Here is a 14189-nt window from a genome sequence, read left to right as displayed (position 1 = left end):
TCAATCGATCAATCCAGCGAGATGTTTGCGAACTTCGCTACTTCCTTCCACAGCGCGACGTCCTTGGCGATGGCTTGGCTGAAGCCCGGCGAGTTACTGGCCACGACGTTGGCGCCAAGTTCGCTCATGCGCGCCTTGAACTCGGGATTGCCGGCCGCCTCGACCGCGGCACTTTGCAGGCGCTTGAAGATCTCCGGCGGAATCCTGGCCGGGCCCACGATGCCGTTCCACAGGTCAGGCTCGTAGTCCTTGACGCCCAGTTCGGTAAAGGTGGGCACATCGGGCAGTTGCGGACTGCGGCGGTCGCTCGCCACACCGATTGCCACCAGCTTGCCTGCCTTGATGAATGGCAGCGCCGAGGGCAGCGCATCCCAAAGGATCGGCACCTGCCCGGCGATCACGTCGTTGATGGCCGGGCCAGAGCCGCGGTAGGGAATGTGCGTGATGAAGACGCCGGTCTTGGACTTGAACAATTCCATGCAGAGGTTGGTGGCGCCGCCAGCACCGGACGAGGCATAGCTGTAGCGGCCCGGCGCAGCCTTGAGCGTCTCCATGAACTCCTTGAAGTTCTTTGCAGGAAACGCGGGGTTGACCGCGATCACCCCAGGAAAGGCAGACAGCTTGGTGATGGCCGTGAAGTCCTTCACCGGGTCATAAGGCAAGGATTTGTAGACCGCCGAGTTGGTGCCGTGGGTACTGATGGTGACCAGGCCGATCGTGTAGCCGTCGGGCGCCGCCTGAGCGATGGCACGCGCGCCCACCGATCCTCCAGCGCCAGCCCGGTTGTCGATGATCACCGGCTGCCCCAGCACCTTGCCATAGGCCTCTCCGAAGACCCGGCCCACGACGTCGGTGGTCCCGCCCGGAGGAAAGGGCAGGATCATGCGGATCGGCTTGTTCGGAAAGTCGTCCGCGCGCGCATCGGCCCAGGGCAGTGCGGTGGCAGCGGCCAGAAGTTTCATGGTGTCCCGGCGGGTGGGGTGAAGGCTCATGTCTGTCTCCTTGGTTGAAGCGGCAATCAGGAAAAAATCAGTTCGACCTTGCCGGCCTGTCCGTCCATCGCAACGCGGAACGCCTCGGCGAAGTCGTCCTGCGCAAACTCGTGGGTGATGAGCCGGTCCAGCGCGGACTGCATGCGCGGCGCGATCTCCTGCAGACGTGCCCAGGTGCCCTGCAGGTGCCGTCCATAGACCCCGCGTATCGCTATCTCGCGCAGCACCACGTGGCGCGACAGGTCCAGCGCCAGGTTCTGGGCGGGCATGCCCGCCAGCATCAGCGTGCCGCCCGGCCGCAGCAGGTTCAGAGCGTTCTCGATGGCAGCGGGACTGCCGCTGGCCTCGATCACCGCGTCCACGCCTGTGCCCACCAGCGCGCGATCGCTTCCGTCGCGCGGGTCGACCGCTACCTCGGCGCCCAGCGCCAGCGCCAGTTCGCGGCGTGCGGGCGAGAGGTCGGCGGCCAGCACGCGTGCCACGCCCGTCTGCCGCGCCGCCGCCACGGCCAGCAGGCCGATGGGGCCACAGCCGCTGACGAACAGGACGCCGCCGGTGACCCGGCACTCCTCCACCGCCCGCAGCGCGATGCCCAGCGGCTCGAGCAGGCAGCCGTGGCGGTGCGACATGCCGGCCGGCAGGCGCCGCAGCATGGCCAGGGGCACCGTGGCGTATTCGGCGAAGGCGCCCTCGCCCAGCCGGGTGAAGACCTTCAGGTTCAGGCACGTGTGGCCGCGGTCACGCAGGCATTGGTCGCAGTGGCCGCAGGCCAAGTGCGTTTCGACCGTAACGCTGTCGCCTACCGCGAGGCCATGGTGCGCGGACGCGTCATCCGCGCCGATGGCCGCGATGACGCCGCTGAACTCATGCCCCAGCGGCAGGGGCAGGCGGTAATGCTGCTGCGCCCAGTCGTTCCATTTCAGGATGTGCAGGTCTGTGCCGCATACGGCGGCGCGGTGGATCTTCACCAGGGCGCTGCCCGGCCTGGGTGCACTCAGCGGGCGCCGGACCCGCGCCAGGTCGGACCATTCGGGGCCGGTCTTCATGACCAGTGAGTAGCTGTCGCCGGCCGTGCCGGGTGCGTCGGAGGGCTTCTGCATGGCGTGTCCTGCGACCTTCAGGCGATGCGGTCGCCTTTCTTGATGACTGCCGCGCGGCTGTCCACGCCGGGCAGCATCTTGGCAGGGTCGCGGGTAACGACCACATCGAGCACTACCGGCCCCTTGGTCGCCATGGCCTGGCGCAGCGCAGCCTCGATCTGCTCCGGATCTTCGACCCGGATGCCGGTGCAGCCGAAGGCTTCGGCCACGCGGGCGAAGTTGACCTCCTCCAGGTCGGCCGCGATGTGCTTGCCCGCGCCGTAGACCAGGTGTTGCAGCGCCTTGACGTAGCCCGAGGCAGCGTTGTTCACCACGATGAGGGTGATGTCGAGCTTCAGCCGCTTGGCCGTCTCCAGGTCGCCGATCACCATGCAGAAGCCGCTGTCGCCGGTCATGCTGAACACCGTCTTGCCAGGTGCCGCGAGCGCCGCCCCGATGGCGCCGGGCAGGCCGTAGCCGATGGAGGCGAAGCCCCGGTCGGGCACGAAGCGCCGGCCTGCCTCCTTGGTGTCGAAGAGCAGCCCGGCCCAGTGCGCGGCGAAGCCGCCGTCGGCCACCAGGTAGCCGTCGCCCGGCAGCACCTTGTTGATGGCGGTGATGAGCCTGGCCACGTTGATCGGCCGGTCCTGGGAATTCAGACGCTCGGCCACCTCGTCGCGCCACCTGGCCATGCGCCGGGGCACTTCGGCCGCCCAGTCCGACAGGCGCTGGCGGACGGCGGCGGCCTGGTCGCCAAGCGCGGCGTGCAGGTCCTGCAGCGCCAGGCGTGCATCGCCCCACAGCATGATCTCGGGCATCAGCGTGCGCCCGAACTCTTCGGCCACGATGTCGATGTGCACGATGCGCTTGCCCGGTGCCGGCACGGTGTAGCGCTTGGTGGCGATCTCGCCGAGCTTGCAGCCCACGACCACGATGAGGTCGCTCTCGTCGATCAGCGCGTTGGCGATGCGGTCGTAGCGGCCGAACAGGCCGGCACTCAGCGGGTCGGTGCAGGGGATGGCCCCCTTGCCCGTGAGGGTGTGGGCCACGGGGACATTCAGGGCCTGCGCGAAGGCATGCAGGGTCGGCGCGGCGCCGGAAAGGTGCACGCCACCGCCAGCGAGGATGATGGGTTTTTGCGCTGCAGCAATGAGGGCGGCCGCCTGCGCCACCGAGTCGCCATCGGGCCGGCTGCGCAGGGCGGGCGCGGCCTCGTAGATCGGGTTGACCGCGAAGTCCGCCAAGTCGAACGTATGCGTGTCGTGCATCAGGTCTTCCGGCACGTCGACCACCACCGGCCCCGGGCGGCCCGTGGTCGCCACCATGAAAGCACGGCGCATCAGCTCAGGCACGCGCTTGATGGACTCGATGCGAATGATCTCCTTGCACATGGGCCGCAGTGCATCGACTTGGCGGGACTCCTGCGTCATGTTCTTCCAGGAGTGGTCCCGGTGCGTGTCGCCCACCACACAGACCACGGGCGTGCCGGCGTTAAGGGACTCGGCCAATGCGGTGAGCATGTTGGTGGCACCGGGGCCGACCGTGGCGTCCGCCAGGCCCACGCGGCCGGAAACCTTGGCATAGGCATCGGCCACGAAGACGGCATTGCGCTCGTCGTGGATCAGATGGTGCTCCATCTCCAGCACACGGGCGGCCTCGTACAGCGGGAGTACCTGGAAGCCGCCCATTCCGAACATGGGCCCGCCATTGAATGCCTTGATGATGCGGGCGATGGCTTCGCCGCCGCTCATGACGAGGGTGCCGGCTGTGGATGCGTTCACGTTGGACATGGAGAGAGTGCTTCTGGAGTGAGGGGGTGGAATGAAAGGACGGCGGGGTGGATCAGGTGCCCGCCGTCGCGCGGCCCATGAGGTCCGCAAAGGCATCGGCGCGCATGCCCACGCGCGCGCCCAGCGCGCGGGCACGGTGGTTGATGTGGCTGAGCACGCCGCTCTCGTAGGTGGAGCGGCCATCACCGATGCGGGCGCTGCCGGCCGCGACGGTGGCGCCCGCAATGCCGCGCGCGTCCAGCGCCGGCATGCGCGAGATGCCGGCGTCGTCCATGCCCACGCCTGCATCGTTGTAGACCGCGGCGAAGACATCCACCTTGATGGCGGTCGAGGCCTGGCCGCCGAGCAGGCCGCCATGGGAGCCGGTCAGCACCACCGCACCCGCGTCCCGCGGTGTAACCAGTGAGGCCGAATCCATCAGCACCAGCGTCCGCAGCGCGCCGGGCAGCGCACGGTTCTCGCGGGCTTCCTGGGGTGGATCGCCGGGATCGGCAGCGGCCAGTTTGGCAATCCGCAATCGCTCGATGGCGTCGGCCACTGACATGCCAACGTGCAGGCCCAGGTGCGCCGCGGCGCTGTTGACATGCGAGAGCCGGCCGCGCCGCAGGTGGTCGGCGCCGTCGCCGATGCGTGCGCTGCGATGGTCGACGGCCGTACAGGGCACGCCGTGGCGGTCACACAGTGCCAGCCCGCCGATGCCAGCCTGTGCCAGCCCTACGCCTGCGTCGTTGAGCACGACAGCGACCACGCCCGCCGCCAGGGCCTCGTGCGCGGCAAACAGGCCGGCGTGCGAGGCCGCCACCGCCACGGCGCCACGAGCGTCGGCCTGCAGCTTGGTGACCGAGTCGGCCACGACCAGCGGGTTCAGGGGAGTCTGCCTGGTCATCGGCTGCGGCCTCCTGCCAACCGCATGCCACGCGCGGTTTCCCGTGGGCGGGCATTCGCAGGCTGCGTAGCGAAACCCATGGCTACCATCGGCGCTTCCGCAGAACAGGGCGCAACGCCCCTTCCCATGGCATCCGCAGAAAGACCGGCCGGCTCGCAGGACGAGGACAGCCGCGAGCCCCCCGTCAAGGTGATTGATCGCGCCGCGCGCATGCTGCGCGCGCTGGCCCAGCATCCGCACCAGGGGGCCAGCTTCACGGAGCTCATGGAAAGCACGGGCCTGGGCAAGTCGACCACCCACCGTCTTCTGGCGGCCCTGGTCGACACCGGGCTGGCCTTCCAGGACATCGGCAGCCGCAGGTATCGACTGGGGAGCGCGGTCGCCATGCTCGCGGCGGGGGCGCTTGCACAGTGGCGCGTCGCGGCCTGCCAGCCCTCGCTGCAACGGCTGGCCGAAGCCACGCAAGACACGGTCTTCGCCCAAGTCACCGAAGGCACGGCCGCCGTGTGCATCGGTCGCGCCACGGGCAGTTTTCCGATTCGTACCCTTACCTTGGATGTGGGCGACCGGCGCCCACTGGGCGTGGGTGCCGGCAGCCTTGCGCTGCTGTCGGCCATGCCCGATGCCGACGTGGCCAAGGTGCTGGAGCGCAATCTCCGATGGCTGGAGGACTTTCCTTCCCACACGCCGACGGTGATCCGCGAGCTGGTCACGCAGACCCGGCGCGACGGCTTCTCCTTCAACACCGGCCGCATCGTGCCCGGCATGCTGGCGGTGGGCGTGCCAGTGGTCGATGCCAAGGGACAGGTGCTGGCCTCGTTGAGCGTGGCTGCCATCACCGACCGCATGGCCCGGCCTCGGGCGTTGGAGATCGCCGGGCTCCTGCAGGCCGAAGCCCGATTGCTGGCCGCGCGCATGGCGGAGGACCAGCCGGCGTAGGTGGGCCGCGACGCCGCACCGGCAGCGCGCTCGGAAGCAGCGGCCCGGCCGCCTAGCGCGCGGCGCAACTTTTGCCTCCGTCCACAGGCAGCACCACGCCGGTGATGTACGCGGCCTCGTCAGAGGCCAGGAAGGCGGCGGCGTTCGCCACGTCCCATGCGGTGCCCATGCGGCCCATGGGACTGGCGGCATGGCGCGCACGCCGCATGGCTTCGACATCCTCGAAGTTGCCCGCGATCTGCTGGTAGATCAGCGGCGTGTCCATCACGCCTGGCAGCACTGCATTGGCGCGGATGCCTCGCGCCGCATAACGCACCGCGATGGCGCGGGTGAAATGGTTCAGACCGGCCTTGGCCGTCTGATAGGCGAAGTAGGGGTACTGGTTGATCTGCAGCGACGCCAGCGAGGAGATGTTGACGATGGCGCCGCTTTCCTGCGCCAGCATGGCCGGCAGCACGTGCTTGCACGTGAGGAAGGCGCTGGACAGGTTGATGTCCAGGCTGCGCTGCCAGTCCTGCTCGCTCAGCTCCACCGGATCTCCCATGACGGTGACGCCCACGTTGTTGTGAAGCACGTCGATGCGGCCATGAAGCTTCAGTGTCTGCGCCACCACGTCGGCTACCTCGGCACTGGTGCTGGCATCGGCCGCCATCGCGGTCATGCTCAGGCCTTCCTGCCGCAGTGCGGCCTCGGTCTCCTGGGCAGCGTCCAGATGCAGATCAACTCCGACCACGAGCGCGCCCTCGCGGGCGTACACGGCAGCCGCCGCCTTGCCATTGCCCCAACCCGGCCCGGACGAACCGGCGCCGAAGATCAGGACCACCTTGTCTTTGAACCTGGCACGCATGCCTCGTCTCCATTATTTCCGTGATTCGGAACTTTTTAATTTAATAAATGGAACTATAGAAATCGATTGAAGTGCTGTCAACGACGGAAAGGCCGACATGCAGGAGCGCTCAGCCGGCCAGCGTCGGGACCGAACTGAGTAATTGGCGAAGTCGCGGGTCGCCGACGGCCCTTGCGCTGTAGCGCGGCACCCAGCCCGCGCTTCGTTCGTAACCCTCCCGCCCTGCTAACGGACTTCCAGCCCCTGCTGCAGCGCCACAACGTGCGTGCAGCGTCTGAAGACCATCCCTTTCAAGATCTTTTCCCCGCGGCCAGATTGAGGATCCGAGCAGTGGTGACGTATGAGCGTGCGATGGAGCCGTCCACGTAGCCTTTGGCCTGGGCAGCAGTGGGCTTGAGCATGGATGTGGCCAGTTGCTTGAGGCTCATGCGGCCGGCCAGAAGCATCAGATGCTCGGCCCACTGCCTGGGATCGTCGTCGGCACATGGCAACTGCCCGGGTCCAGCATGCGCAGCATCGTTGCGTCGTCGCTACCGATGTCCGCGGCCAAGTGGTTGGCGCGCTGCGCCGAGTGCAGCCTGCCCCGGCGAGTTCAACAGCGCCAGTAACACGGGGTGCAGGGCGGCAGTGAAGCGCAGATGCCGTTAGCGTCGCGCAATCCAAAGGGTTGGACCTCCGCAGCGCGGCGGATCTCGTCGATCTGACTGCGCGCGGTGTGGTGGGGCCGGCCGGGGCGATGACCAGCACCGCGAGCGCTGTCAGAGCCATCCATCACACCCAGCCGAAGCGTCAAAGCGTCGGCTTTGATGCGGGTTTGGACGCCCGCACCGGCACCGCATCGGCACGGCTGGAACGAGATCGGGTTTCTTGGGCGGGCCCGCGACTCTCTTTCTGCAGTTCGCAGTTCCTGCCCTACCCGCCGTCGGCTTGCTGCACCGCACGATAGGGATTCACCCGCCCCACGACTGGCGCCAATTGCATGAAAGTTGGTTTGTCGGACAAACGGATCTCTGCCGCAGTCATGGTCATCCACGCCAACAGCGACGCCATTGCATTCCAGCCCATGAAGCTGGTGCCCGGCTATCGGGCGTTGTCCAGCGCCATCGAGCAGCGCATCGTCCGGGGCGAGCTTCAGGCCGGCATGCTGCTGCCGACCGAGCTCGAGCTGGCCCAACAACTGGGCGTCAACCGCTCGACCGTGCGCGAAGCGATCCGCCAGTTGGAGCAGGAAGGCTTCCTCGTGCGCCAGGGCGGCCGTCGCCTGTATGTCCGCCTTCCCGGCGCCGAGGACGTGGGCGCGCGCACGGCCCGCGCCCTGATGTTGCAGCAGGTGACGTTCCATGAGCTCTGGCAGGTCGCCATGGTGCTCGAGCCCCAGGCCGCCGAACTGGCCGCCGCCGCGATCGACGCGCCCGGGCTGACTGCGCTGCGTACCCTGGCCGCCCAGCTCGAACAATGCCACGACGAAGGCGGCACGGCGCAACGCCATGCCGAGCTCGATGTGGCCTTTCATGCCCAAGTGGCCGCCGCGTCGCGCAACCGCGTGCTGATGATGGCGCGCGAGCCCATCAACCTGCTCTACCGTCCAACGCTGGTGCGGCTGCAGCGGGTGCTGCCGCAGACCCAGTCGCGCAACGTCCAGGCACACACCCGGCTGATAGAGGCCATCGCTGCAGGCGACGGGCGCGGTGCCGCCGAATGGATGCGCAAGCACCTTGTGGACTTCCAGCGCGGCTATGCGCTCGCAGGCATTCCCATGGACACCGCGCTGGAGCCCGATCACCTGCCGGCCTGAGCCCTCGGGCCGCTGGCCGTGCCCCTTTTTTGCGTTCGTTCACCCGGCGGCAACGACCGCCACCACACAGAAGGAGACAAGAGCGATGACGGTGACTTCCCCTCTGCATGCATCCGGCGGCCGCCGACGGCTTCCGACGCGCCTGGCCGGCCTTGCTGCTGCCGTGCTGGCCCTGGCCGGCGCGCCCGCGCTGGCCCAGACAGCGGCGCCGACCTTCAAGCTCGGCGTGGTGAGCTTCCTGTCCGGCCAAGCGGCCGAGAGCTTCGGCGTGCCTGCCGTCAACGGCGCCAAGGTGCTGATCGAGGCCTTCAACAACGGCAAGGCGCCGGCCCCGTTCGACAAGGCCGGCTTCGGCGGCATGAAGATCGAGGCCGTCTACGTCGACGAAAACGGCGGTGCCACGAAGCAGGTGCAGGAGTTGCGCAACCTCTACGAGCGGGAGAAGGTCGACGCCGTGGTGGGCTACGTGGGCTCGGGCGACTGCCTGGCGGTGGCGCCGGTGGCCGAGGAGATGAAGAAGTTCCTGATCCTCTACGACTGCGGCACGCCCCGCATCTTCGAAGACGGCAAGTACAGCTACGTGTTCCGCACCGCCGCTCATGCCACCATGGACAACGTGGCGCTGGCCCGCTACCTGAAGGCGCGCAACGTCAAGGTCGAGCGCTACAACATGATCAACCAGGACTATGCCTGGGGCCAGGACAGCCGCAAGGACTTCATCCAGTCCATGGAGCAGCTCTACAAGGGCGCGCAGATGCAGGCCGATCTGCTGCCCAAGTTCGGCGCCGGCCAGTACGGCACCGAGATCTCGGCCCTGGCTGCGCGTCCAGCCGACATCCTCCATTCCAGCCTCTGGGGCGGCGACCTGCAGGCCTTCGTGCTGCAGGCCGGCGCGCGCGGCGTGTTCCAGAAGCAGACGCCGGTGTTCTCCGCCGCCGACCATGTGCTGCCCGGCCTGGGCGAGAAATTCCCCAACGGCGCCATCGTGGGCGCACGCGGCGCCTATGGTCTGATGTCGCCCAAGTCCGCCCTCAACGACTGGTGGTGGGACATCTATTCGAAGGCGCAGAACGTCTATCCGGTGCAGGCGCCCTACCGCATGGCGCAAGCCCTGCTGGGCCTCAAGCTGGCAGCCGAGAAGGCCATGGCGGCCAACGGCGGCCAGAAGCCGACCCCCGAGCAACTGGCCGCCGCGCTGCGCGGCAGCAACTGGCCCGCACCGGGCGGGCCGATCACTATGGCCCTGGGCAATGGCCAGCAGGCCATCCAGGAGACCGCCATCGGCCGCACCCGCTGGGACGCCGGCAAGAAGATGGTGGTCATCGAGGACATCCAGCGCTTCCCGGCCGAATGCGTCAACCCGCCGGCCACCATGAAGAGCGAGGACTGGATCAAGGCCGGCTTCCCCGGCGCCAAGTGCTGACCCTGTGACCGCCCGGCCGGCCGCGCGCCCTGGCTGCGCCGCCGGCCCTGCCCGGACGCCACCCATGAATCTCGTGCTCACCATCCTGCTGGACGGCATCACCTATGCCTCCTGGCTCTTCATCGTGGCCCTGGGCCTGACGCTGGTCTTCGGCGTGCTGAAGATCCTCAACATCGCCCACGGCAGCTTCTATGCCGTGGGTGCCTACGCGGGCGCCAGTCTCGTGGCCTGGCTGCTGTCGATGAAGGTGGCCCCGGCCCTGACCATCGGCGCGCTGGTGCTGGCCGCCGCCGGTGTGGCCGCAGTGCTCGCGCCGCTGACCGAGCGCGGCCTGCTGCGCATGTTCTACCAGCGCGACGAGGTGCTGCTGGTGCTGGTCACCTATGCACTCTTCCTGATCCTGGAGGACGTGACCAAACTGGTGTGGGGCGTGAATCCCTACTACGCCGCCGACACCTATCAGGCATTCGGGATGCTCCAGGTGGGGCCGCTGACCTACGTGGGCTACGACCTGATGCTGGTGGCCGTGGCGATCGGCTGCGGGCTGGCGAGCTGGTGGGTACTCAACCGCACGCGCCAGGGCAAGATCGTCACGGCCGTGATCCACAACGCCGAGATGGCCGCGGGCATGGGCGTGAACGTTTCACGGGTCTACACCGGCGCATTCGTGGCAGGCGTCTTCCTGGCGACGCTCGGCGGCGCGCTCACCGCGCCCATGATCTCGGTGCAGCCGGGCCTCAGCGTCGGGGTCATCGTGGTGAGCTTCGCCGTGGTCATCATCGGCGGCCTGGGCAGCATCGAAGGCGCCGCCATCGGCGCGCTGGTGGTGGGCCTGGCACGGGCGGCCTCGGTGCACCTGTGGCCGGCGGCCGAGCTGTTCAGCATCTATGTGGTGATGGCGCTCATCCTGCTCGTGCGGCCCGAAGGCCTGTTCCAGCGTGTGCAGGCACGCAAGATCTGAGGAGCCGCGCGACATGAAGACTTCTTCCTCTCCCTCTGCGACGCGCGTGTTCGGTCTGGGCCTGCTGTGCGCAGCGGGCCTGCTGGCGGCCGGTGCGCTGGCGCCGCGCTGGCTCACATCGCTGGCTACGCTGGCCCTGGCCAACGGCTTGGTGTCGCTGGGCATCGTCGTGATGATGCGCACCGGCGTCGTCCCTTTTGGGCAGGGCCTGGTGTTTGCGACCGGCGGCTATGCGGCAGCGCTGCTGTTCAATTTCGCCGGCGTGACCGACCTGTTGGTGCTCACCGCGACGGGCGCCGTGGCCGCCCTCGTGCTTGCGGCCCCCTTCGCGCCGCTGCTGGCCCGCTACCGCGGCATCTTCTTCGCCATGCTGACCCTGGCGTTGTCTATGGTGCTCTACGGCCTGCTGATGAAGACGCAGAGCCTGGGCGGCTCCGACGGCTTCAATACGGGCCGCCCCACGCTGCTGGGCTGGCGCGCCCCCGACGCGCACGCCCACCTGCTGCTCTGGGGCGTGACCGCCACGGTGGCCTGCCTGGCCGCTGGCTTGGCGCGGCTGTACTTCGACTCGCAGCGCGGCCTGCTGTCGCTGGGCGTGCGCGAGAACGAACTGCGGGTGGAATACCTCGGCAGCTCGGTGCCCTCCCTCGTGGCCTCCAACTTCCTCATCGCTGCGGCCATGGGCGGCGCCGGAGGCGCGCTGGCAGTGATGGCGCTGGGTCATATCGATCCCAACTTCAGCTACTGGACCACCTCGGGCGAATTCGTCTTCGTGGCCATCCTGGCCGGCCACCATTCAGTGGTGGCGGTGTTCGTCGGCTCGCTGCTGCTGGAACTGGTGCGCTCCTTCTCGAGCGCGTACTTCCCCAACACCTGGCAGCTGGCGATGGGCGTGTTCCTGCTGCTGGTGATCCGCTTCCTGCCCGATGGGCTGGGCTCGCTGGCCCTGCGCCGGCGCACGGGGAGCACGGCATGACGCCCCGCGACACGGCCATGCCGGTGCTCAGCGCCCAGGGTCTGCGGCGCAGTTTCGGCGCCGTGGTCGCCGCGGCCGACATCCACATCGACGTGGCCCGCGGCGAGCGCCTGTGCCTGATCGGAAGCAACGGCGCCGGCAAGACCACCTTCGTCAACATGGTCACGGGCTACCTCAAGCCCACCGAGGGCCGCATCGTGCTGGCAGGCGAAGACATCACCGCCCGCACGCCGCGCGAGATCACCCGGCGCGGCGTGGCCCGCTCGTTCCAGATCCCGCAGTTGTGCCTGCAGATGACGGCGCTGGAGAACATGCTGCTGGCGCTGCACTGCAGCCGCGGGCAGCGCGCCTTCCTGCGTCCGGCACGCGATGCGGCGTCGGTGATGCGCTGCCGCGAGCTGCTGGCGGCCTTCTCGCTCGAGGCCCACGCGCAACGCCCGGTGCGCGAGCTGCCGGGCGGAGTGCGCAAGCTGCTGGACATCGCCATGGCGCTGACCGCGCAGCCCCTGCTGCTCCTGTTGGACGAGCCCACGAGCGGCGTTAGCGGCGACGAGAAGTTCGCCACCATGGACACGGTCATGCGGGCCATCGAGCGGACCGGCAGCGAAGCCGCGGTGACGCTGATCTTCGTGGAGCACGACATGGACATCGTGCGCCGGTATGCCCACCGCGTGGCCGCCTTCTACAGTGGCCGCGTCATCGCCCTGGGCGCGCCAGACGAGGTGCTGGTCAACGCCGATGTGCGCCGTCATGTCACCGGCGGGGCCCATGCGACCAAGGTGACGGCATGAGCCGCCGCGCCAATGTGGCCCCGGCCGCGAACGTCCCCACCACCGCCGCCTTTCCAACGGAGCCGAACCGATGAGCACGCTGCTCGAACTCAGCCAGGCCCGCGTGGCCATCCAGGCCGTGGAGGTGCTGCGCGGCTTCTGCCTGCGCGTGGACAGCGGCCGCATGGTGGGCCTGATCGGCCGCAACGGTGCGGGCAAGACCACAGTGATGCGCAGCATCATGGGCCACCTGCCGCTGCTGGGCGGCAGCCTGCGCCTCGACGGGCGGGACCTGGGGACCGAGCCACCGCATCGGCGCGCCGCGCTCGGCATCGGCTACATGCCCGAGGACCGCGGCCTGGTGCCCGAAATGACGGTGGAGGAGAACATCTGCCTGCCGCTGTGGGTCTCGCCCACCCTGCGCGTGGACCAGCGGCTGGCCTTCGTCTACGGTGTGCTGCCAGAGTTGCTGGAGATGCGCCAGCGCAAGGCCCTGTTGCTGTCGGGCGGCCAGCAGAAGCTGGTGGCCCTGGCCCGCGCGTTGGGCGTGGGTACGCGACTGCTGCTGCTCGACGAGCCTTTCGAGGGCGTGGCGCCCGCCCTGTCTCAGCGGCTGTCCGAGGTGATTGCACAGCTCCGGGGCACCGGGCTGTCGGTGCTGATCAGCCAGTCCGACCTCAACCATTCGCGCAACCTGCTTGACGAGGAGGTGGTGATCGAGCGTGGGGCCAACCTCGAGCCTCAGGAGCAGGCCGCATGACGCCACCCCACCCTGCCTGGCCGCCCGTCGCCCTGCGCGAGGAGCGCCATTTCGGCGGCCTGCTGATGCGCTGCTTCGCCGATCGACCACCCCATCTCGTGGCCCTGCTGGCGCAGGCGGCCCACGCCCGTCCGGACGCCGAGGCGCTGGTCGACGGCACACAGCGCTGGACGTGGCGGCAATTGGCGGACGACAGCGGCAGCCTTGCGCAGCGGCTGACCGGCGCCGGCGTGACCCGGGGCGACCGGGTGGTGCTGCTGTGCCACAACCGCGCCAGCTTCGTCATCGGCTGCCATGCGGTGCTGCGCCTCGGCGCCGTACTCGTGCCGGTGAGCACGCGCGAGGCCGCGCCGGGCATCGCCTATGTGCTGCGCCAGTGCGGCGCACGCGCCGTGCTGGCCGATGCCGCACTGGCCGACCGCATCCCGCCCACGATCGGGGGCACCGGTGCACCGCTGGTGCGGATGGTGCTGCACGCCACGCAGGTGCCGGTGGGCTGGGACGCCTGGTCGCCAGGCCAGGACGGCGGCACCACCGGCTTCACCGATGCCGCGCCCGACGAGGAGGACCCGGCCGTCATCCTCTACACCTCGGGCACGACGGGCGCACCCAAAGGCGCGGTGCTCACGCACCTGAACCTGGTGCATTCGGTGCTGCATTACCGCCATGGACTGGGGCTGCGGCCGGAAGATCGGTCGCTGCTCGCGGTTCCGGCCTCCCACGTGACGGGCCTGGTAGCCATCGTGCTGGCCATGGTCGGCGTGGGCGGCTGCGTGGTGGTGTTACCCGAATTCAAGGCCGCCGCCAGTCTGGCCCTGGCCGAGCGCGAAGGCGTCACCTGCACGCTCATGGTCCCGGCCATGTATGCGCTGTGGCTGCGCGAGCCGGCACTGGCCCACACCGACCTGCGGCGCCTGCGCGTGGCTGGCTTCGGCGGCGCGCCCATGCCGCAGGCCACCATCGACGGCCTG

General features: G+C 68.8%; 14 protein-coding genes. 8 read left to right on the top strand and 6 right to left on the bottom strand.

Annotated elements, in window-relative coordinates; all coding sequences use genetic code 11:
• Positions 1–8: 8 nt before the first annotated feature.
• The 4 genes from NS331_RS15035 to NS331_RS15020 are packed head-to-tail and all read right to left on the bottom strand — an operon-like array spanning position 9 to position 4747.
• A complete protein-coding gene (locus NS331_RS15035) occupies positions 9–992 on the bottom strand; it encodes a Bug family tripartite tricarboxylate transporter substrate binding protein (RefSeq protein ID WP_153012873.1) in 984 nt (327 codons plus the stop codon).
• Between the two features lie 26 nt (positions 993–1018).
• The gene (locus NS331_RS15030; RefSeq protein WP_058642785.1) at positions 1019–2092 is read right to left on the bottom strand and encodes a zinc-dependent alcohol dehydrogenase; all 1074 of its coding nucleotides are present in this window, start codon (positions 2090–2092) and stop codon (positions 1019–1021) included.
• A 17-nt stretch (positions 2093–2109) separates the two neighbouring features.
• Entirely contained in the window at positions 2110–3861 is a 1752-nt protein-coding gene (locus NS331_RS15025; protein ID WP_058642784.1) for a thiamine pyrophosphate-binding protein, read from the bottom strand.
• A gap of 52 nt (positions 3862–3913) precedes the next feature.
• On the bottom strand, positions 3914–4747 hold the full coding sequence (locus NS331_RS15020; RefSeq protein ID WP_058642783.1) for a hypothetical protein: 834 nt from the start codon (positions 4745–4747) through the stop codon (positions 3914–3916).
• A gap of 126 nt (positions 4748–4873) precedes the next feature.
• Between NS331_RS15020 and NS331_RS15015 the strand changes: the two genes are divergently transcribed.
• On the top strand, positions 4874–5686 hold the full coding sequence (locus tag NS331_RS15015) for an IclR family transcriptional regulator (RefSeq protein ID WP_058642782.1): 813 nt from the start codon (positions 4874–4876) through the stop codon (positions 5684–5686).
• Between the two features lie 52 nt (positions 5687–5738).
• Here the strand turns inward: NS331_RS15015 and NS331_RS15010 are convergent, their stop codons facing one another.
• Positions 5739–6533 (bottom strand): SDR family NAD(P)-dependent oxidoreductase, encoded by a 795-nt coding sequence (locus tag NS331_RS15010; protein ID WP_058642781.1) that lies wholly within the window; start codon positions 6531–6533, stop codon positions 5739–5741.
• A gap of 290 nt (positions 6534–6823) precedes the next feature.
• Entirely contained in the window at positions 6824–6961 is a 138-nt protein-coding gene (locus NS331_RS26740) for a hypothetical protein (RefSeq protein ID WP_193758121.1), read from the bottom strand.
• 551 nt (positions 6962–7512) lie between these two features.
• On the opposite strand from NS331_RS26740, the gene NS331_RS15005 reads away from it, so the two are divergent.
• The 7 genes from NS331_RS15005 to NS331_RS14975 all read left to right on the top strand — a co-directional run.
• Positions 7513–8328 carry a FadR/GntR family transcriptional regulator gene (locus NS331_RS15005; protein ID WP_082702512.1) on the top strand — a complete coding sequence of 272 codons (816 nt, stop codon included), beginning with the start codon at positions 7513–7515 and terminating at the stop codon, positions 8326–8328.
• 85 nt (positions 8329–8413) lie between these two features.
• Positions 8414–9751, top strand: a complete 1338-nt coding sequence (locus tag NS331_RS15000; protein WP_082702511.1) for an ABC transporter substrate-binding protein — start codon at positions 8414–8416, stop codon at positions 9749–9751.
• A 64-nt stretch (positions 9752–9815) separates the two neighbouring features.
• Complete coding sequence (locus NS331_RS14995) at positions 9816–10712, top strand: branched-chain amino acid ABC transporter permease (RefSeq protein WP_058642779.1); 897 nt, start codon at positions 9816–9818, stop codon at positions 10710–10712.
• Positions 10713–10725: 13 nt separating this feature from the next.
• Positions 10726–11688, top strand: coding sequence for a branched-chain amino acid ABC transporter permease (locus NS331_RS14990; protein ID WP_058642778.1), 963 nt, complete (start codon positions 10726–10728; stop codon positions 11686–11688).
• Positions 11685–12479: an ABC transporter ATP-binding protein gene (locus NS331_RS14985; protein WP_193758120.1), complete on the top strand. Its 795-nt coding sequence runs from the start codon at positions 11685–11687 to the stop codon at positions 12477–12479. The genes NS331_RS14990 and NS331_RS14985 overlap by 4 nt, the downstream gene beginning before the upstream one ends.
• Positions 12480–12549: 70 nt before the next feature.
• Positions 12550–13218 (top strand): ABC transporter ATP-binding protein, encoded by a 669-nt coding sequence (locus tag NS331_RS14980; RefSeq protein ID WP_058642777.1) that lies wholly within the window; start codon positions 12550–12552, stop codon positions 13216–13218.
• The coding region (locus NS331_RS14975; RefSeq protein ID WP_153012872.1) for a class I adenylate-forming enzyme family protein at positions 13215–14189 on the top strand (975 nt) is incomplete at its 3' end. The genes NS331_RS14980 and NS331_RS14975, both read left to right, overlap by 4 nt.

The sequence above is a fragment of the Pseudacidovorax intermedius genome (genome assembly GCF_001476815.1).
GTDB classification, from domain to species: Bacteria; Pseudomonadota; Gammaproteobacteria; order Burkholderiales; family Burkholderiaceae_C; genus Xenophilus; species Xenophilus intermedius_A.
Note: the sequence above shows the minus strand (reverse complement) of the source record. Positions and strands in the feature narration are given on the sequence as shown.